The organism is Psychrobacillus sp. NPDC093180, from assembly GCF_044754065.1.
Lineage (GTDB): Bacteria > Bacillota > Bacilli > Bacillales_A > Planococcaceae > Psychrobacillus.
In genome coordinates this window covers 16,944-35,226 of sequence record NZ_JBIVOJ010000015.1, presented here as the reverse complement: position 1 = coordinate 35,226, position 18,283 = coordinate 16,944, and the positions used below count along the sequence as shown (strand labels likewise).

Annotated in this window: 20 protein-coding genes; 2 read left to right on the top strand and 18 right to left on the bottom strand. The window is 35.9% G+C overall.

Annotated elements, in window-relative coordinates; all coding sequences use genetic code 11:
* Position 1: 1 nt before the first annotated feature.
* The 10 genes from yycF to rpsF form a co-directional block, all read right to left on the bottom strand.
* Positions 2 to 706, bottom strand: coding sequence for a response regulator YycF (gene yycF / locus ACIP9W_RS19100; protein WP_282241669.1), 705 nt, complete (start codon positions 704 to 706; stop codon positions 2 to 4).
* Positions 707 to 1,104: 398 nt separating this feature from the next.
* Positions 1,105 to 2,577 (bottom strand): peptidoglycan DD-metalloendopeptidase family protein, encoded by a 1,473-nt coding sequence (locus ACIP9W_RS19095; protein ID WP_400792670.1) that lies wholly within the window; start codon positions 2,575 to 2,577, stop codon positions 1,105 to 1,107.
* A 357-nt stretch (positions 2,578 to 2,934) separates the two neighbouring features.
* Complete coding sequence (locus tag ACIP9W_RS19090; protein WP_400792668.1) at positions 2,935 to 4,221, bottom strand: adenylosuccinate synthase; 1,287 nt, start codon at positions 4,219 to 4,221, stop codon at positions 2,935 to 2,937.
* Between the two features lie 140 nt (positions 4,222 to 4,361).
* Positions 4,362 to 5,717 carry a replicative DNA helicase gene (dnaB, locus tag ACIP9W_RS19085; RefSeq protein WP_142540802.1) on the bottom strand — a complete coding sequence of 452 codons (1,356 nt, stop codon included), beginning with the start codon at positions 5,715 to 5,717 and terminating at the stop codon, positions 4,362 to 4,364.
* Positions 5,718 to 5,729: 12 nt separating this feature from the next.
* Positions 5,730 to 6,179, bottom strand: a complete 450-nt coding sequence (gene rplI / locus ACIP9W_RS19080; protein WP_400792666.1) for a 50S ribosomal protein L9 — start codon at positions 6,177 to 6,179, stop codon at positions 5,730 to 5,732.
* Entirely contained in the window at positions 6,176 to 8,152 is a 1,977-nt protein-coding gene (locus tag ACIP9W_RS19075) for a DHH family phosphoesterase (protein WP_400792664.1), read from the bottom strand. Before ACIP9W_RS19075 ends, rplI begins: the two co-directional genes overlap by 4 nt.
* A 12-nt stretch (positions 8,153 to 8,164) precedes the next feature.
* On the bottom strand, positions 8,165 to 9,106 hold the full coding sequence (locus ACIP9W_RS19070; RefSeq protein WP_400792662.1) for a YybS family protein: 942 nt from the start codon (positions 9,104 to 9,106) through the stop codon (positions 8,165 to 8,167).
* Positions 9,107 to 9,246: 140 nt separating this feature from the next.
* Complete coding sequence (gene rpsR, locus ACIP9W_RS19065; RefSeq protein ID WP_142540806.1) at positions 9,247 to 9,483, bottom strand: 30S ribosomal protein S18; 237 nt, start codon at positions 9,481 to 9,483, stop codon at positions 9,247 to 9,249.
* 46 nt (positions 9,484 to 9,529) lie between these two features.
* Entirely contained in the window at positions 9,530 to 10,039 is a 510-nt protein-coding gene (gene ssb, locus ACIP9W_RS19060) for a single-stranded DNA-binding protein (protein WP_142540807.1), read from the bottom strand.
* Positions 10,040 to 10,082: 43 nt separating this feature from the next.
* Entirely contained in the window at positions 10,083 to 10,373 is a 291-nt protein-coding gene (rpsF, locus tag ACIP9W_RS19055) for a 30S ribosomal protein S6 (RefSeq protein WP_282241676.1), read from the bottom strand.
* 166 nt (positions 10,374 to 10,539) lie between these two features.
* Here rpsF and ACIP9W_RS19050 point away from each other — a divergent pair, with 166 nt between their 5' ends.
* Positions 10,540 to 11,088, top strand: coding sequence for a DUF3267 domain-containing protein (locus tag ACIP9W_RS19050; protein WP_400792660.1), 549 nt, complete (start codon positions 10,540 to 10,542; stop codon positions 11,086 to 11,088).
* Between the two features lie 25 nt (positions 11,089 to 11,113).
* On the opposite strand, the gene ychF is transcribed toward ACIP9W_RS19050, so the two are convergent.
* The 3 genes from ychF to ACIP9W_RS19035 form a co-directional block, all read right to left on the bottom strand.
* Entirely contained in the window at positions 11,114 to 12,214 is a 1,101-nt protein-coding gene (gene ychF, locus ACIP9W_RS19045) for a redox-regulated ATPase YchF (RefSeq protein ID WP_142540810.1), read from the bottom strand.
* Positions 12,215 to 12,302: 88 nt separating this feature from the next.
* Positions 12,303 to 12,503, bottom strand: a complete 201-nt coding sequence (locus tag ACIP9W_RS19040; protein ID WP_142540811.1) for a DUF951 domain-containing protein — start codon at positions 12,501 to 12,503, stop codon at positions 12,303 to 12,305.
* Between the two features lie 41 nt (positions 12,504 to 12,544).
* A complete protein-coding gene (locus tag ACIP9W_RS19035; protein WP_400792658.1) occupies positions 12,545 to 13,363 on the bottom strand; it encodes a mechanosensitive ion channel family protein in 819 nt (272 codons plus the stop codon).
* Positions 13,364 to 13,415: 52 nt separating this feature from the next.
* On the opposite strand from ACIP9W_RS19035, the gene yyaC reads away from it, so the two are divergent.
* The gene (yyaC, locus tag ACIP9W_RS19030; protein WP_400792656.1) at positions 13,416 to 14,042 is read left to right on the top strand and encodes a spore protease YyaC; all 627 of its coding nucleotides are present in this window, start codon (positions 13,416 to 13,418) and stop codon (positions 14,040 to 14,042) included.
* Here the strand turns inward: yyaC and ACIP9W_RS19025 are convergent.
* The 5 genes from ACIP9W_RS19025 to rsmG form a co-directional block, all read right to left on the bottom strand.
* Positions 13,998 to 14,705 (bottom strand): DUF554 domain-containing protein, encoded by a 708-nt coding sequence (locus ACIP9W_RS19025; protein WP_400792654.1) that lies wholly within the window; start codon positions 14,703 to 14,705, stop codon positions 13,998 to 14,000. The two genes, yyaC and ACIP9W_RS19025, sit on opposite strands and share 45 nt — an antisense overlap.
* Positions 14,706 to 14,770: 65 nt before the next feature.
* Entirely contained in the window at positions 14,771 to 15,607 is an 837-nt protein-coding gene (locus tag ACIP9W_RS19020; protein WP_282241681.1) for a ParB/RepB/Spo0J family partition protein, read from the bottom strand.
* Positions 15,600 to 16,361, bottom strand: a complete 762-nt coding sequence (locus ACIP9W_RS19015; RefSeq protein ID WP_142540816.1) for a ParA family protein — start codon at positions 16,359 to 16,361, stop codon at positions 15,600 to 15,602. The genes ACIP9W_RS19020 and ACIP9W_RS19015 overlap by 8 nt, the downstream gene beginning before the upstream one ends.
* 132 nt (positions 16,362 to 16,493) lie before the next feature.
* On the bottom strand, positions 16,494 to 17,366 hold the full coding sequence (gene noc / locus ACIP9W_RS19010) for a nucleoid occlusion protein (protein WP_400792651.1): 873 nt from the start codon (positions 17,364 to 17,366) through the stop codon (positions 16,494 to 16,496).
* A gap of 193 nt (positions 17,367 to 17,559) precedes the next feature.
* The gene (gene rsmG / locus ACIP9W_RS19005; protein ID WP_400792649.1) at positions 17,560 to 18,276 is read right to left on the bottom strand and encodes a 16S rRNA (guanine(527)-N(7))-methyltransferase RsmG; all 717 of its coding nucleotides are present in this window, start codon (positions 18,274 to 18,276) and stop codon (positions 17,560 to 17,562) included.
* Positions 18,277 to 18,283: the final 7 nt, after the last annotated feature.

Below are 18,283 nucleotides of genomic sequence, written 5' to 3'. Positions count from 1 at the left end.
TTTACTCCTGTTCAGGATTTCGTAAGTAGTAACCGACGCCTCTTCTAGTTACAATCCAAGTAGGATGACTAGGGTTATCCTCAATCTTCTCACGCAGACGACGAATAGTTACGTCTACTGTTCGAACATCTCCAAAATAATCATATCCCCATACCGTTTGTAATAAATGCTCACGAGTCATCACTTGTCCAACATGCTTTGCTAAATAGTGCAATAGCTCAAATTCACGATGGGTCAGTTCGATTGTTATATCTCTTTTTAATGCTAAATATGCATCTGGCTGTATCGTAAGTGGTCCAATTACAATATCATTCGTTGTAGTTTCAGCATCGCCAGTTATTGTTTGATGTCTACGCATATTAGCTTTCACTCTTGCTATTAACTCTCTTGTGCTAAATGGTTTTGTCACATAGTCATCCGCACCTAACTCTAGACCAAGCACTTTATCGATCTCTGAATCCTTTGCAGTTAGCATAATGATAGGGAAATCATATTTTTTCCTTACTTCCCGACAAACCTCCATACCATCCCTATTTGGAAGCATGATATCTAATAACATTAAATCCGGTTGTAGCTCCTCAACCTTTTTCATCGCATCATCGCCATCGTAGGCACAAAATACTTGGTAACCTTCTTTTTTTAGATTAAATTGCAATATATCTGCAATCGGTTTCTCATCATCTACTACTAATATTTTTTTACTCATTTATAGAACCCCTTTCGTTCTTTTCTCTGTATTTTATAGAAATGAATTATTTTTCTCTTCATATATTTACTCTATCATGCTTTTAGACTCTTCGCATCCTTAAAGGAAGTAGTTGGTAACAAGATAAGAAAAGTAAATATTTGTCGAATTATTTCCCAGGAAATTATCAAATTCGACATCTAACAGAAAGTAATTCGCCATGATAAAGTAAAAAGATTATCCTTATAAAGATTGCATCCTTGTAGCAATGGCTTACTTGTGTGTTTAGAAAGCTTTCCTTTTGACGCGACGTTTTTAGCAAAAGTTCCTCGAAGTGTTCAGCGGGATCTATAAACCTTTGTCGAATAAAGGAAAAATTAAAAAAGAGACAGCCAAACTAGTGACCGTCTCTACCTTTTTTAGTTTAACACAGATAATGGATCAATCGTTACACCATTTTTCTTCACTTCGAAATGTAAGTGCGTACCTGTTGAACGACCAGTACTTCCCATTATACCTAACTTGGAACCTTGAGGCACAACATCCCCTACACTAACGCTTATAGAAGAAAGATGAGCATAGGTCGTTTTATAACCGTTTTGGTGATTGACAATTATTCGGTTACCATATGTTCCATCCCATCCTGCTGCTTCCACGACACCATTGTCCGAAGCTTTTATCGTGAAACCATTAGGACGTGCAATGTCTATTCCCTCATGCTGGCGGCCCCAGCGATAACCCATTTTACTGGATATATATCCACCTTCAGCTGGCCAAGCAAATTGACCAGAACCTCGAGAAGGTATCACTTTAGTCCCTTTTAGGACGATATGCTCCTTAGGTTCTTCAAGGATTGTCTCTTCCATAACTGATTGGCCTACTTCAATACCATTTTCTTTACGTACTAAATAAGTAGCTATTTTCTTTCCATCAGAACCTTCTTGTTTTACTTTAGTATCACCTTTATACATTTCATCTGATTCTATTACTTTTTTCGTATGTTTGATGACTTCCTCAGCTTTTTTTTCATATAAAACTTCTACATTAATAAGCGGTTTTAAGACAGTTACATTTAACTCTTGCCCTATTTGCAATAAGGTAGATTCTGTAATCCCAGGATTTAATGCAATAAGCTCAGCCGAAGTTAAATTATGCTTGTTAGCTATAGTACCTAATACGTCACCTGTAGCTACTTTATATGTTTCTTTTTCTAAAGTTCCTTCTAAAAGAAGTTTAACTGCTTCATCTGGCGAAACAACTTTTTCTGGATTAATATTTACAGTAACACCTGATACTTTTTCTTTTATGATTAAATCCATTATACGTGTTTCATTTTCTTTTAATTGGGGTAAAGCTTCATTAGAATCTTTTTGTGCTTCAATTGTTTGTAGCTCTTCTTCCGAAACAAAATGTAATTTTAATTTATGTACGGCTTCTTGGTAAGCATCTAAGTCTTTGACGTAGACCGCCATCTCGTCATTAACGGATAATGCAAAAGCCTTTGCCTCTACTTCTATTAAATCATCTAGTTTTTGAAGTGTTGCTTCGTCATTTGTAGAAGCTGTAAAAACTTGTTCTGGTACAATAGATAAGTTAGAGCCAGCTTTTAAAGAAAGATCCTTGTACTCAGAATGCAAATCCTGAACTTTTTGTTCCATCATTGCTTTCATCTCTGATTGATCAGATATAGCTCCTATGTATTGTCCATTAGAATATATATGGTAAATTTCTTTCAACAGATGACTGTCATCTTCATTAGCAAAAGCGATATTAAAGGATAGACTAGAAATGAGCAAAATTGATACGGTTGCTTTTTTCAATATACTTGACTTTCTGTTTGCCAGAACAGTTTCTTGAAATTCCTGTTCCTTCTTCTTTCTTTTCAAAAACATGGTAAAGCCCCTTCCAAACTATTTACAATCTACTCTATTTTTCACACTACTTTAATTTAACATATTTGAAATGAGGAAGTGAACAAATTACGCCAGTTGTAAAGAAACTGTAGTATTGGTTCCAATATATTCTATTAGATTCCAAAAAAAGGCGAATCACTAATCTATTTTTCTATTTTTTTTATTCTTTTATATGCCTTGTTGCTAAAATAATAATCTATTATACAAGAATTTACTCTCTTCTTTGTTATATTTGTCATATTAGAAGTTTTAAAATGCTAATTTTCCTGTAACTTTTGAACGAAACGACAAAAAGCTGTCAAGAAGTCTACACTTCTCGACAGCTTTTACTTTTTCCTATCTCCAAACGCTCGAAATAATATTAGTTTGTGTACGATCTGGTCCCACTGAAAAGATGGATATTTGTACACCGGTAAGTTGTGCGATACGCTCTAGATAATGACGTGCATTTGCCGGTAACTCATCAAGCGTTTTACATTTCGTAATATCTTCGTTCCAACCTGGTAACTCTTCATATACAGGTTCACATTCCGCAAGCATACGAAGATTCGCTGGATATTCCGTGATTAATTCATCTTTGTATTTATAAGCAGTACAAATTTTTACCGTATCTAAACCAGTTAAAACATCAATGGAGTTAACTGTTAGATCCGTTAAACCACTTACACGTACTGCGTGTCTGATTACAACAGTGTCAAACCAACCAATTCGGCGTGGTCTACCAGTAGTTGTCCCATACTCTTTTCCAACTTCTCGAATTTGACTTCCTACATCATCAAATAACTCTGTCGGAAATGGTCCATCACCTACACGAGAAGTATAGGCTTTACAAACACCTACCACATGAGAAATTTTTGTTGGTCCAACACCTGCACCAATCGTTACCCCTCCAGCTACTGGATTGGAGGAAGTTACAAATGGATACGTTCCTTGGTCAATATCCAACATGACACCTTGTGCTCCTTCAAAAAGCACTCGACGACCTTCGTCTAATGCATCGTTTAATACTTTTGAAGTATCTGTGACATACTTCTCAATTTCTTTTCCATAACCATAAAACTCTTCTAAAATTTCCTCTACGGTAAAACCTTCTGTTTCATAAAACTTCTCAAACATTCTATTTTTTTCAGCTAAATTAAGTTCTAACTTTTCCTTAAATACCTCATAATCGAGAAGGTCTGCAATACGTATACCAACTCGTGCTGCTTTATCCATGTATGCTGGTCCAATCCCTTTGCCTGTAGTACCAATTTTATTTGCGCCTCTACGCGCTTCTTCTACTTCATCTTGTTTAATGTGGTAAGGAAGGATGACGTGTGCTCGGTTAGAAATACGTAAGTTATCCGTTTTTACCCCTCGATCATGTAGTCCTTTTATTTCTTTTACTAGTGCCCTTGGATCTACGACCATACCGTTTCCAATGACAGAGATTTTATCTTCGTAAAAAATACCGGAAGGAATGAGATGAAGCTTATACGTTTCGCCTCCGAAAATGATTGTATGTCCTGCATTATTTCCACCTTGATATCGTGCGATAACTTCTGCATTTTCCGAAAGAAAGTCTGTAATTTTTCCTTTTCCTTCGTCTCCCCATTGTGTTCCAACAACTACTACTGATGGCATTGCCGACACCTCCGTCGGACATTCATATGTCCTAAATAAAATCAGTGTTATTGTACCAATCATCTAAATCTCCGTCAACTAATTTCATTAAAAAACACGAACGATTAATGAGTTAAACATTAATACGTTCGTGTTATCAATTAGGCTGGTGGAGCTTGATGCTGACTCCAATCAATATTAACGAATTTGTTAAATTCTTTCACAAAAGCAAGCGTTACCGTGCCAGTAGGGCCATTACGCTGTTTTGCAATAATAATTTCAATCATATTTTGGTTTTCGGTTTCTTTATCGTAGTAGTCCTCACGATATAAGAAAGATACAATATCCGCATCCTGCTCAATTGATCCAGATTCTCGTAAATCGGACATCATCGGTCGTTTATCTTGTCGTTGTTCTACCCCTCGAGATAGCTGTGAAAGTGCGATGACTGGAACTTTTAATTCACGAGCTAAACCTTTTAGAGAACGAGAAATTTCAGAAACCTCTTGTTGACGATTTGCTTGACTCCCACCGCTTCCTTGAATAAGTTGTAAGTAGTCAATTAAGATCATTCCAAGACCAGATTCCTGTTTTAAACGTCGACATTTAGCACGTATTTCATTTACACGAATACCAGGCGTATCGTCGATATAAATACCAGCATTTGATAAGCTTCCCATCGCCATCGTAAGCTTACGCCAGTCTTCCGTTGTAAGTGTACCAGTACGAAGCACTTGCGCATCTATATTTCCCTCTGCACAAAGAATACGCATTACTAACTGTTCTGCCCCCATCTCTAAGCTAAAGATGGCTACGTTTTCATCGGTCTTTGTTGCTACATTTTGGGCTACATTAAGCGCAAATGCCGTTTTCCCAACAGAAGGACGTGCAGCTACGATGATTAAGTCGTTTCGTTGGAAACCGGCGGTAATACGATCTAAATCACGAAATCCTGTAGGTATACCAGTAACTTCCCCTTTTTGTGAATGAAGCTTTTCAATGTTATCATACGTTTCTACTAACACATCTTTTATATGCTTAAAGTCACCAGCGTTTTTTCGGTTGGCAACTTCCATCATTTTTCTTTCTGCTTCTGATAGCAAGGCTTCTACTTCGTCTTCTCTAGTAAATCCGTCTTCTACGATTGTAGTAGCCACACGAATAAGTCTACGTAAAATAGACTTTTCTTCTACTATCTTTGCATAGTGACCAATATTAGCAGCAGTAGGAACACTATTTGCAATCTCACTAATGTATGAAATACCTCCGACATCTTCCAATTCTTTTTTAGCTGAAAGTTCTTCAGTTACAGTAATGACATCTATTGCTTTTCCTTGATCACTTAACCGTAGCATCGTTTGAAATATCTTTTGATGTGCGACCCGGTAAAAGTCCTCTGGCATTACAATTTCTGCTGCAGTTATTAATGCTTGTGGTTCTAAAAATATTGCTCCAATGACAGACTGTTCAGCTTCTTGGTTATGCGGCGGTACACGGTCCAACAATGGATCGCTCATTCTTCTCTCTCCTTACGCTTCTTCTGTAACATGTACTTTTAATGTTGCTACTACCTCGTGGTGTAGTTTAACTGGAACATTTGTATATCCTAATGCACGAATAGCATCGTCTAATTCCATTTTGCGCTTATCTAATTTGATATCATGAGATTTCTCTAATTGTGCTGCAATTTGTTTAGTTGTTACTGAACCAAATAAACGACCATCGCTACCTGATTTTGCTTTCAGTTCAACTGTAAGTTGCTCTAATACTTCTTTTAATTTTTTTGCTTCTGCTAACTCTTCGGCAGCTTCTTTTTCAGACTTTTTCTTTTGACCTTCTAATGCACTGATTGCAGCTGTATTTGCTTCAACTGCAAGTTTGTTTTTCAATAAAAAGTTATGTGCATAGCCGTCTGCTACGTTTTTGATTTCCCCTTTTTTCCCTTTACCTTTTACGTCTTTTAAGAATACGACTTTCATTCTGTATTTCCTCCTTTAGTTGTTTCCGTAATAGCATCTTTTAATAATGCTATGGCCTCATCTATTGTTATATTTTCTAATTGGCAAGCTGCATTCGTTAAATGGCCTCCGCCATTCAGGCTTTCCATTATTAACTGTACATTTACATCTCCGAGGGATCTTGCACTTATACCTATTTTAGAATCACTTTTACGCCCAACAACAAACGAAGCAGTAATATTATTCATCGTCAATAAAATATCGGCTGTTTGCGCTAGCAATACCTGACTATAAGTAATATTATCTTCACCATGTGCAACGGCAATGCCTTCACCGAAAAATTCAACCGTTTGCACGATTTTAGAACGCTCAATATACGTATCAATATCTTCTTTCAGTAAACGTTGTACAAGTACCGTATCTGCTCCATTCGTACGTAAATAGGACGCTGCTTCAAACGTTCTAGCTCCCGTACGAAGGGTAAAGCTTTTCGTATCAACTATTATTCCTGCAAGCATGGACGTGGCCTCTAAGCTTGTTACCTTTTGGTGTTTAGGCTGATATTCGATTAATTCTGTAACAAGCTCAGAAGTAGAAGATGCGTATGGCTCCATATAAACGAGCATCGTATTAGATATAAATTCTTCTCCTCGTCGGTGATGATCAATGACGACTATTTTTTCTGCTCGTTGAAGCAATTTCTCATCAATAACTAAGCTTGGTTTATGTGTATCTACTACAACTAGAAGCGTTTTATCTGTCATTTTACTCATTGCTTCATCCGGGCTGATAAAACGATCATAAAGCTCAGGCTTTTCTTTTATTTCATCCATTAATCGGGTCACACTATTATCTAGTTCATTAAAGTCGATCACGACAAAGCCCTCTACTTTGTTCATTTCGGCCATTTTTCTAACTCCAACAGCAGATCCAATCGCATCCATATCGGGCATACGATGTCCCATCACAAACACTTGATCACTGTCTTGGATCAAGTCACGAAGCGCATGCGAGATAACCCTTGCCCTAACACGCGTTCTCTTCTCTACTGGATTTGTTTTACCACCGTAAAATTTCACTTTTCCACTTGGATGTTTGATGGCTACCTGATCACCACCACGACCTAATACTAAGTCCAAGCTCGATTGTGCTAATTCTCCAAGTTCTACAAGCGAAATAGATCCTGCACCAACACCAACACTTAACGTTAAAGAAAATCCAAACTTAGCTGTAGTCTCTCTAATATCGTCTAAAATCGAGAATTTATTTTTCTCAAGTTCTACTAAGATGGATTCATTAAAGACCGCTAAAAAACGATCTGATGAAATTCTTTTCACGTAAATTCCATACTTGGCACCCCAGTCATTGACACAGGAGGTAACAATACTATTTAATTGTCCTCGTGTTTGATCATCCATCCCTTGGGCAATTTCATCATAGTTATCGATATACAGAACACCAATAACTGTTCGATCTCCATAATATAAGGATTCCATTTCTACTTGTTCTGTAATATCGAAGAAGTATAATAACTTTTCTTCTGCTTTATACAACACCTTATAGTCATTGTCATCAAATGATATAATCATTTCTTTTAAATCTTCTTGCTTCAAAAGCTGTTTAAAATCTTTAGATATAGAAAATAACTCTTCACCTATAATTGTATCGAACGGTAACTTTTGCATCATATATGGATTTGCCCATTCAATGACATATTGATCATTTATCAATAAAATACCAATAGGCATCTCTAATAGTGCTTCTTCTCCTACCTTTTTCATACGATAAGAGAGTGTTTCTATATGTTTTTCTGTCTCTTCATATACACGCTGTTCTAAAATCCATGCGTAAATAGATACCCCTATTACTAATAAAGTAAATAACAATCCGACTAATAAATTGTTAGATAACAGTATATAAGCTGCCACTCCACCGAGTAACATGAACAAAACGAGTGGATATCGAATTGGCCGTTTCCTAAAAAAAGATGCCACTTGATCAGCTCCTTATTTTTTGTACCTGTCTTTTAAATACGCTCGCAAATTAAATCCTAAATCTAAAACCCCTAATATAATTGTGAACGTAAAAAGTGGTACGGCAAGAATGCTTGCTAAAACCATCGACCATTTCGGCCACCCTTGCACATAAAAATAGTAGTGAATGAGCGAAACACCTTGTAAAAACAAAAGTACTCTTAAAATGAGTGCCGCATTCACAAATAGTAAATACCCAAAAGTGCCCATTTCAAATTCCATAAATAAAGAGAAAATGGATACGATTAAATAATACCACAACACCACTCTAGGTAGTCTAAAATCCATGAACTTTGAAAACTTTGGAACATCTAGCTTTAACTTTTTCAGTAGTGATAGATTAATCACTAGGTAAAGAAAAGCATATATATATACAATTCCAATATATAGAGATGGTACAATCATTTTCAACAGTAATAAAAATTGTTCCACCATTTCCTCATAATTAGCTGGCAACTGGCCAGTTAATTCCATGATATTTCCTGCTTGTTTATAAGATATTTCAAGAGCCTCAAAAAATTGCTCCAAAATATTAATATTTAATACTAAAATAAATACTATGTATTGTATCGCTGTAATAAATAACAAATAAATACCTGAAGCCATTAATATATAAAATTTTGATCGCTTGTTTCGAATGGCATCTCCGATGATAAGACCTAGTGGAGCTAGTGCTATCCCCAAAAATAATCCAGCAATGCCTCCAACCAAGACAGATAATACAACTGCGATAAGTGTAACTAATAGTGCATGCTTCCGTTCAAACTTTGTGCTATACCAAGCAATTGGTAATGGTAATATGAATGAAATAATAACACTTAAAAATGGCACATATACAGACATTGCCAAGAGAATAGCAAATAGGGCAATCATCATAGATCCATACGTTAAATAGTTTGTCTCATTTTTTTGCATGAAGTACCTTCCTTTTTTTAATCATCTATTTATTGTAACAGATTTACTACGACAACTAAAACCCCATACACTGCAGGCACACCTTTTTCAAATTTAGGAATAAAAAAAAGACCGGTTTCCCGGTCTTTTGAATTATAAACTTATCTCTCTTCAGAAGAGAATGGAAGTAAAGCCATGATACGAGATACTTTAATAGCTCGTGTTAACTTACGTTGGTACTTCGCGCTAGTTCCTGTCACACGACGTGGAAGAATTTTTCCACGTTCTGACACGAATTTTTTCAACAAATCTACATCTTTGTAATCGATGTGAGTGATGTTGTTAGCTGTGAAGTAACAAACTTTACGGCGTCTTTTGCCTCCGCGACGTGGTGCCATAATAGATTGCCTCCTTTTCGGTTAAAGTAACATGTGTGTTGTCCTATTAAAATGGTAGATCGTCATCCGAAACTTCGATTGGTCCACTACTATTTGCAAAAGGATCATCATCTACACGTGTATAATTTTGCTGATTCATTGGTTGGTTTTGCTGATATGTTGGATATGGATTTTGCTGTTGTTGCTGTTGTCCGCCACCATATGGTTGTCCCGATTGGCCACGGTCTCCAGAACTGCTACGTGGTTCTAAAAACTGAACACTGTCTGCGACAACATCCGTCGTATAAACACGTTTTCCATCTTGTCCTTCATAACTGCCTGTTTGAATACGCCCTTCGACACCAGCTAAACTTCCTTTTTTCAAAAAGTTAGCTGTGTTTTCCGCTTGTTTTCTCCAAACGACACAGTTGATAAAATCAGCTTCTCTTTCACCTTGTTGGTTGGAAAATGTTCGATTGACAGCTAGTGTAAATCTTGCCATTGCCACACCACTTGGTGTATAGCGAAGTTCCGGATCTTTTGTTAGTCTTCCAACTAAAACGACACGGTTAATCATCAGTGTACAACCTCCCTCATTCAGCTTTTGTTAGTCGATTTTATTATTTATCGTCGATACGAACAGCAATGTGACGGATAATGTCCTCATTGATGTTTGCTAGACGAATGTATTCATCGATTGCTTGAGAATCAGCGTTTGCTTTAACGATTTGGTAGAAACCTTCACGTAAGTCATTGATTTCGTAAGCTAAGCGGCGTTTACCCCAGTCTTTTGCTTCGATGATTTCAGCACCGTTTGAAGTTAGGATTTCGTTAAAACGCTCAACTAAAGCTTTTTTAGCATCCTCTTCGATTGCTGGTTGAATAATGTACATTAATTCGTACTTTCTCATCTATTTACACCTCCCTATGGTCTTTGGCCGATTGTTACCAATCGACAAGGAGCAAGTAATTCTATTACTCACATCAATGAATTGTACCATAAGGAGTTAATTATTTCAAGAATGATTGTCATTACTTTTTCAATTCATGTATATTTATTAATTGGAGGGATCGTTCATGGAAAATAGAGAGCATTATTTATCCATAATTGAAATTGATTTGAAAAGGGTTGCCTGGTCTAGTTTATTTATGACTGTTATTATTTCCATTGTTGGACTGGTTGTCTATACCTTTTTACATGGCGACATACAACTAACTTTTACATTTTGGGATTTTTTCTTATTTTGTATTGGGTATATACTTCTTATTGTCTTACATGAATGTTTTCATTTGATCGGTTTTTATCTTTTCGGGAAAGTTCCATGGAGTAGCATGGATTATGGTGTTAATTTGAAGATGGGGATTGCTTACGCAACAACTACCGTTCCTTTACCTAATCACGCAATGAAAAAAGCATTGTTGCTGCCTTTTTGGATGACCGGTGTTCTTCCAATGCTCGTCGGATATATAATAGAAATGCCAGTACTTGTTCTGTTGGGGGCATGGCTTGTAGCTGGTGCAGCTGGTGACTTTGCGATGTATAAAGAGTTAAGAAGATATCCAAAAGATGTTCTAATAAAAGATGATCCTATAAAACCAAAACTATATATATTAAAAAAAGATTAGCGAGAGATTTCGCTAATCTTTTTTATTAAACGTTGAAACGGAACAGCATTACGTCGCCATCTTGTACCACGTATTCTTTTCCTTCTAGACGAACTTTTCCTGCCTCTTTTGCAGCTGCCATCGATCCAGTACCAACTAAATCATCGTAAGCAACTGTTTCTGCTCGGATAAATCCTTTTTCAAAGTCAGAATGAATGACTCCAGCACATTGTGGAGCTTTCATCCCTTTGCGGAACGTCCATGCACGTACTTCTTGTACACCTGCAGTAAAGTAAGTAGCTAGTCCTAGCAATGAATACGATGCTTTAATTAGTTGGTCTAATCCTGATTCTTCAATTCCTAGTTCTTCTAGGAACATTTGCTTTTCATCGTCTTCTAGGGCTGCCATTTCCTCTTCGATTTTTGCACAAACTACAATTACTTGTGCTCCTTCTTCAGCAGCAAATGCACGTACTCTTTGTACATATTCGTTTTCTTCGTCTGCCATAATATCGTCTTCTGATACATTTGCAACGTACAACATCGGTTTAATAGTTAATAAGTGCAGACCTTTTACTACTCGAAGTTCCTCTTCCGTAAAGTCGACGGAACGACCAGACTTGCCGGCTTCAAAAGCTTCTTTTAAGCGTGAAAGGATCGGTTCTTCTATCATTGCATCTTTATCTTTTTGTTTCGCCATTTTCGCAACACGTGCTAAACGTTTATCTACACTTTCTAAATCCGCTAAGATTAGCTCCAGATTAATTACTTCTATGTCGGAAATTGGATCTACTTTACCGGAAACATGTGTAATATTTTCATCATTAAAGCAACGTACTACTTGGCAAATCGCATCTACTTCGCGAATATGAGCTAGGAACTTGTTTCCAAGACCTTCACCTTTACTAGCACCTTCTACAATTCCTGCAATGTCTGTAAACTCAAATGCCGTTGGAACTGTTTTCTTAGGTGTTACTAACTCTGTTAATTTATCTAAACGTGCATCTGGAACTTCTACAATACCTACGTTCGGATCGATCGTAGCGAATGGATAGTTAGCTGCAAGTGCCCCCGCTTTTGTTATTGCATTAAACAATGTGGATTTTCCTACGTTTGGTAATCCTACGATTCCTGCCGTCAGTGCCATATATGTCACAACCCTTCTCTATATTAACTTACACTTTTTTTAATTATAACCTGTTCATTATATTGATTTTAATGCTAAAAGTCTATCTTTACTCCGTATCTGCTTGTTTTAATAGTCGCTTCATTTTTTTTTCAAATTCTTTTCTTGGAATGAGCACACTATGCTGGCAACCTTCACATTTGATCCGAATGTCTGCTCCCATTCGGATAATTTTCCATGCGTTTGTCCCACAAGGATGTTGCTTTTTCATCTCTACAATATCATTTAATTGAAATTGCTTACTTTCCATTTCAATCACCTTCTTTTACTAGGATTAATATCGCTATTTAATTATGAAATTTGAATACCTTTATGCTCCAGGAACTCTCTCAAATCTCTACGTACCTTTCTAGCAACCCCCGCTTGTTTTGTCGGTATTGTTTCAGCGGTAATACGGACAACTATCTCCGTTGCACTAAAGCTTTGTACTCCTAAAAAACTTGGTGGTTTAACAAGATCCTCGTATTTGCTCGGTAAACCTTTCAGAAATTCTTGTATATTCTTCTCTAATGTTAAAAGATCTGTTTCAGAAGCTACACTAAAGTCTATCAAAGCTAATGAATTAAATATGGAGTAATTAACCACGTTCGTAATGCTTCCATTTGGAATAATATGAAGTTCCCCTGTATAACTTTTCACTTTCGTTGTACGTAAACCAATTTCCTGCACAATTCCATTGGCTGTACCAATTTGTACTTGATCACCCACAGCAAACTGGTCTTCAAATATTATAAAAAATCCTGTAATTATATCTTTTACTAAGCTTTGCGCACCAAAACCAACTGCAAGTCCCACAATTCCGGCTCCGGCAAGTAGTCCTACCACTTTTATGCCAAAAGTGCTTAAAATCGCTATGATCGCAGTAAAATACACTACATTAGCTAAAATATTTTGTAATAGCTTTTCCAAAGTGTTTTGTCTGCGTTCCGAATATCCTAAAGGACTTTTTTGTCTCACAAAAAATAATTTTTTGATAATACGTTTACCGACTCTCACTACAACTGTTGTTAGCAATAAAATAACAATTATTTTTATACTTATTATTCCAAGCTGTATCCATGTGTCCTCTGTAAATAAGTAATCCTGTATTTTCTGAATAGTATTTTCCATAAAGTCGTTTATCACCTCTACTTGAATAAATAATCTTCTAGATGCATATACTATGCTAAAAAGAAAGCGAGTAAAACTCATGAATTCTGAAGCGACAGTTACTCAACATCCCTCTACTATCTATTATAAAGAAACAGGAGTAGTTTGGCGATTAAGCAACTACTTTTTAGAACATATTCCTTTTGATCACCAAAACTTAGTTTTTTGCTGTATAGGAACGGATCGCTCTACAGGCGATGCGCTTGGTCCAATGACTGGCTCCTTTTTAACGCAACTCGTTTCTTTTCCATTTCAAGTTGTCGGAACCTTAGATAATCCTTTACACGCTTTGAATCTAGAAGAAATAACAGAGGAATTAAAAAGGGCACCTGATTCACCTTATATTATTGCTATTGATGCTTGTTTAGGGAATGCAAACAATATTGGACAGATTATTGTACATCGTGGTCCGTTATTCCCTGGAAAGGCAGTAAAAAAAGAATTACCCCCAATCGGAGAAGTCTCCATTAAAGCTGTTGTTAATATTGGAGGTTTTATGGAATATAATGTTTTGCAAAGTACCCGACTCAATCTCACCTTTGAAATGGGAAGAGTGATTTCACGCTCTCTTCTTTTAGCGTGGCATCGTTATAATCTAAAAGATATAAATAATAGCAACCGCAATGCCAACAACCACTAAACTTGGTAAGAGATTCGCCACCCTAATATTGGTTAAGCCAAGTAAATTTAAACCAATTACTATAATCATTATGCCGCCAGTAGCTGTCATTTCTTGGAGAAATAACTCGAGCGCAGCTTCTGGTATAATTTTTGTGATTTGTGTTGCAAATAAAGCAATTACTCCCTGGTAAATTGCTACTGGAATTGCTGATAACAATACTCCTATTCCTAGCGTTGCTGATAAGATAATAGAAGTGAAGCCATCTATAATTCCTTTACTTATGAGTAATTCATGATCATTTTGAAGTCCACTATTTAATGCTCCTAATACACCCATAGCGCCGATAACGAATATAAGAGTACTCGTAACAAAGCCTTGTGCGATACTTCCTCCTTGAGAAGCTTTTGAACCAAACTTTTTCTCTAAAAGTTGACCTAGTTTATTTAACCATTTATCTATATCAATCCATTCACCTATAACCGCTCCAAACACTATACAAATAATGATTAATACAAAATTACTACTTTCTAAGCCCATTTGAATACCTAAAACAGTCACCACTATTCCAATTGCACTTATAACCGTTTGCTTCATATTCTCAGGAATTCCTTTTAACAACCGTCCAGCAATAGCCCCTATAATTATTAATAGAGCATTTACTAAAGTCCCCAACAACACCATCCGTAATCCTCATCTCGTCTCTAAAAATACAACCTATTCCTAGGTTGCCCTAGAAATAGGCTGAATCAATTCTCTAATAGTTCTAATATTCTTTCTAAATCATCTTCTGAATAAAATTCAATTTCAATTTTTCCTTTTTCTTTACCTTTTGTTATCGAAACAGATGTACCAAATAGATCTCTTAATTCAGATTCTTTTTCTTTCGTAAAAATATCTTTTTCTTCTTTTTTTGTTTCACGTGGAACATTTTCATTTAACCTTTGTACTAATGCTTCTAATTGACGTACATTTAAGTTTTCTTTAACCGTTTTTTGCATGATTATTGGAATGTTTTTTTTCTTTTTTAAACCTAGTAAAGCCTTCCCATGTCCCATTGTTAGAATACCATCAGAAATAGCATTTCTTACGACTTCAGGTAATGTTAGTAATCGTACATGGTTAGCAATATGTGGTCTACTTTTTCCTAATCTAAATGCAAGTTGTTCTTGCGTTAACTTTAAATGTTCCATTAAATTTTGATAAGCTTCTGCTTCTTCTATTGGTGTTAAATCCTCACGCTGCAAATTTTCTAGTATAGCGAGCTCCATCATCTGTTGATCCGTCAGCTCTCGAATCACAGCAGGTATTATATCTAAACTAGCAAGCTGAGAAGCTCTGAACCTTCGCTCTCCAACAACTATTTCATATTTTGAACCTTTTTTACGAAGAATAATTGGTTGTAATACACCATGTTCTTTAATAGACTCAGTAAGCTCTTTCATCGCTTCTTGATCAAATACTTTTCGAGGTTGATAAGGATTAGGCTTAATATCTGTTAAACTAATTTGCTCAACTCTCTCTGTTTTTAATTGATCTTCCCCCGGAAAGAGTGCGTTAATACCTTTTCCTAAAGCTTTAGCCATTACGAATCACTTCCTTCGCTAGTTCTAAGTATACTTCTGCTCCTCTAGACTTCGGGTCGTAAATAATAATTGGTTCTCCGTGACTGGGTGCTTCACTCAAGCGTACGTTTCTAGGAATTATCGTTTTATATACTTTCTCTTGAAAGTATTTTTTTACTTCTTCAATGACTTGGATACCTAGATTAGTTCTGGCATCAAACATAGTTAATAAAACACCGTCAATCTCTAGATTTTTGTTTAAATGCTTTTGTACAAGTCGTATAGTACTTAACAATTGACTTAACCCTTCCAAGGCATAAAACTCACATTGAACCGGTATAATAATAGCATCTGAAGCAGTCAACGAATTTATAGTCAATAATCCAAGAGACGGTGGACAATCAATAACGATGTAATCATATTGATTTTCTACTTCTTGTAATGCTTTTTTTAATCGAACCTCTCGAGAAATAGTTGAAACTAATTCTATTTCTGCTCCTGCTAAAGAAATAGTAGCGGGAACAATATACAGATTCTCCACTTTTGTTTCTTGAATTGTTTCTAAAACACTTACATCATCTATTAAAACATCGTAAATACATTGACTTATATCACCTTTATTCACACCTACGCCACTAGAAGCATTTCCTTGTGGATCAATATCTACAAGTAGAACTTTCTTGCCTAAGTAGGCAAGGCAGGCACTTAAGTTAACAGATGTAGTAGTCTTTCCCACACCACCTTTTTGATTGGCTATTGCAATAATTCTTCCCACTCTTGCACCTACTTTCGTCGTAATTTTTTGACTCTATTCCATTCTATCAAATTTCTCAAGAAAATTGGATATTATTCTTGTAACAAAAGAAAAACTCTTGCAAAAATGCCAGAGTTTGAATTTGATAATATATTATGATTTCTTTTTAGGTATTCTCACAGTAATTTGATAAAATTCTTCCATATCTTCTTCTTCTGTTTTAATATTAATACCACTCTTGGTAACCATAGATAAGGACTGTTTTATCGTATTTAAAGCAATTCGTACGTCTTTGCTAACAGCTTTTCTTTTTGATTTTGTTGCTTTTTTATCCTCTTTCACAGGAGGATTTATAATTTCTTCTACTTTTTGTTCCAATTGTTTTACATTCCAATGATGTTCTATTGTCATGTTCATCAATTGCATTTGGATTTCTTTGTCTTTAATTTGCATTAATGCTCTTGCATGTCTTTCTGATAACTCTTTTTTCAGAATTGCTTCTTGCACTTCTTCCGGGAGTTTTAGCAGTCTTAGTTTGTTAGCCACAGTAGATTGCCCTTTTCCAAGACGTTGTGCTAATGCTTCTTGGGTAAGCTCATGCAGTTTTAGCAACTTTTGATAAGCGACTGCTTCTTCAATTGCGGTTAGTTCTTCCCGTTGTAAGTTTTCTATTAAAGCAATAGAAGCAGTTTCTTTGTCGCTTAAATTACGAATAATTGCTGGTACTTCTGCCCACTGCAATTTCGACATTGCTCGAAAACGTCGCTCCCCAGCAATAATTTCATACTTTTCATCATCCATTTTACGGATGACTATTGGTTGAATTACACCATGCGTATGAATAGTCCGAGCAAGTTCTTCTATTTTTGCTTCATCAAAAACAGTTCTCGGTTGATATCTATTGGGTATGATTTTTTCAATTGCTATATTCACTACTTCTTCTAAATGATGTTTTGTGGGTTCCACAACTACATCTTGTCCTTGTTTTTCAGAGCTTCCGAAAAAACGAGAAAAAGGACTTTTCATCTAACAAGCACCACCTTTTAGAAACTCTATACACTTAATATTCACGAAAAAATTACACTACTATAAATGTTTCACGTGGAACGTTCCTCAATTTAATGCACCTTAACATACTTGCTTCTTATCTCTAATTCTAAAGAAAATAACTTTGTAATATATTAATGAATTGTAGATAGAAACAAGCCGTTTAGTAAGGTTAAATAATAGGCGTTTTGTTTGGAATACCTGGCTTTCGAGGGTATCTTTTCGGTGTGCTTTTTGTTTTAGAAAAGACATATAACGTTCTCTCACTATTTTCTATAGGTAAAAGAAATGAATACTCTCCACTTTTCTCAGCACCTAGCACATCTAGTGCTTTTTTCGCATCTTTTAACTCATCGGAAGCACTAGCAGCCTTCATTGCAATAAACCTGCCCCCCACCTTTACTAGGGGGACACATAATTCAGATAAGACAGAGAGCCTTGCTACAGCTCTTGCAGTTACAATGTCATATTTTTCTCTATATTCACTATTTTGTCCAAATTCTTCTGCTCGAGCATGCACAAATTGAACATTGGATAAGTTTAATTCTTTACTTAAATTAGTTAAAAATTGAATTCTTTTATTCAATGAATCAACTATAGTTACTTTTATATGTGGAAAACAAATTTTTATAGGAATGCTTGGAAATCCAGCCCCTGCTCCTACATCGCAAACAGAGAAAGGGCCATTAAAATCTTCATAAAAAGAAGCACTAATAGAATCAAAAAAATGTTTTAAATAGACAGAAGGTTCATCTGTGATAGCTGTTAAATTCATTTTTTCATTCCACTCAACTAGTAGTTCATAATATTTTTTAAACTGTTCTAGTTGAACATCACTTAGTGAAATTCCTTTTTCATGAAGGGCTTGTTTAAATTGTTCTTCGTTCATGTAGTTC

Bases quoted from the DNA above. Each gene is read 5' to 3' on its own strand.
- ssb (WP_142540807.1), bottom strand. From the start codon at position 10,039: ATGATTAACCGTGTCGTTTTAGTTGGAAGACTAACAAAAGATCCGGAA.
- rsmG (WP_400792649.1), bottom strand. From the start codon at position 18,276: ATGAACGAAGAACAATTTAAACAAGCCCTTCATGAAAAAGGAATTTCA.
- yycF (WP_282241669.1), bottom strand. From the start codon at position 706: ATGAGTAAAAAAATATTAGTAGTAGATGATGAGAAACCGATTGCAGAT.
- ychF (WP_142540810.1), bottom strand. From the start codon at position 12,214: ATGGCACTGACGGCAGGAATCGTAGGATTACCAAACGTAGGAAAATCC.
- ACIP9W_RS19020 (WP_282241681.1), bottom strand. From the start codon at position 15,607: ATGGCTAAAGCTTTAGGAAAAGGTATTAACGCACTCTTTCCGGGGGAA.
- rpsR (WP_142540806.1), bottom strand. From the start codon at position 9,483: ATGGCACCACGTCGCGGAGGCAAAAGACGCCGTAAAGTTTGTTACTTC.
- ACIP9W_RS19035 (WP_400792658.1), bottom strand. From the start codon at position 13,363: ATGGAAAATACTATTCAGAAAATACAGGATTACTTATTTACAGAGGAC.
- noc (WP_400792651.1), bottom strand. From the start codon at position 17,366: ATGAAAAGTCCTTTTTCTCGTTTTTTCGGAAGCTCTGAAAAACAAGGA.
- ACIP9W_RS19040 (WP_142540811.1), bottom strand. From the start codon at position 12,503: ATGGAAAGTAAGCAATTTCAATTAAATGATATTGTAGAGATGAAAAAG.
- yyaC (WP_400792656.1), top strand. From the start codon at position 13,416: ATGCTAAAAAGAAAGCGAGTAAAACTCATGAATTCTGAAGCGACAGTT.
- ACIP9W_RS19070 (WP_400792662.1), bottom strand. From the start codon at position 9,106: ATGCAAAAAAATGAGACAAACTATTTAACGTATGGATCTATGATGATT.
- rpsF (WP_282241676.1), bottom strand. From the start codon at position 10,373: ATGAGAAAGTACGAATTAATGTACATTATTCAACCAGCAATCGAAGAG.
- ACIP9W_RS19025 (WP_400792654.1), bottom strand. From the start codon at position 14,705: ATGGTGTTGTTGGGGACTTTAGTAAATGCTCTATTAATAATTATAGGG.
- ACIP9W_RS19095 (WP_400792670.1), bottom strand. From the start codon at position 2,577: ATGTTTTTGAAAAGAAAGAAGAAGGAACAGGAATTTCAAGAAACTGTT.
- ACIP9W_RS19050 (WP_400792660.1), top strand. From the start codon at position 10,540: ATGGAAAATAGAGAGCATTATTTATCCATAATTGAAATTGATTTGAAA.
- ACIP9W_RS19090 (WP_400792668.1), bottom strand. From the start codon at position 4,221: ATGCCATCAGTAGTAGTTGTTGGAACACAATGGGGAGACGAAGGAAAA.
- dnaB (WP_142540802.1), bottom strand. From the start codon at position 5,717: ATGAGCGATCCATTGTTGGACCGTGTACCGCCGCATAACCAAGAAGCT.
- rplI (WP_400792666.1), bottom strand. From the start codon at position 6,179: ATGAAAGTCGTATTCTTAAAAGACGTAAAAGGTAAAGGGAAAAAAGGG.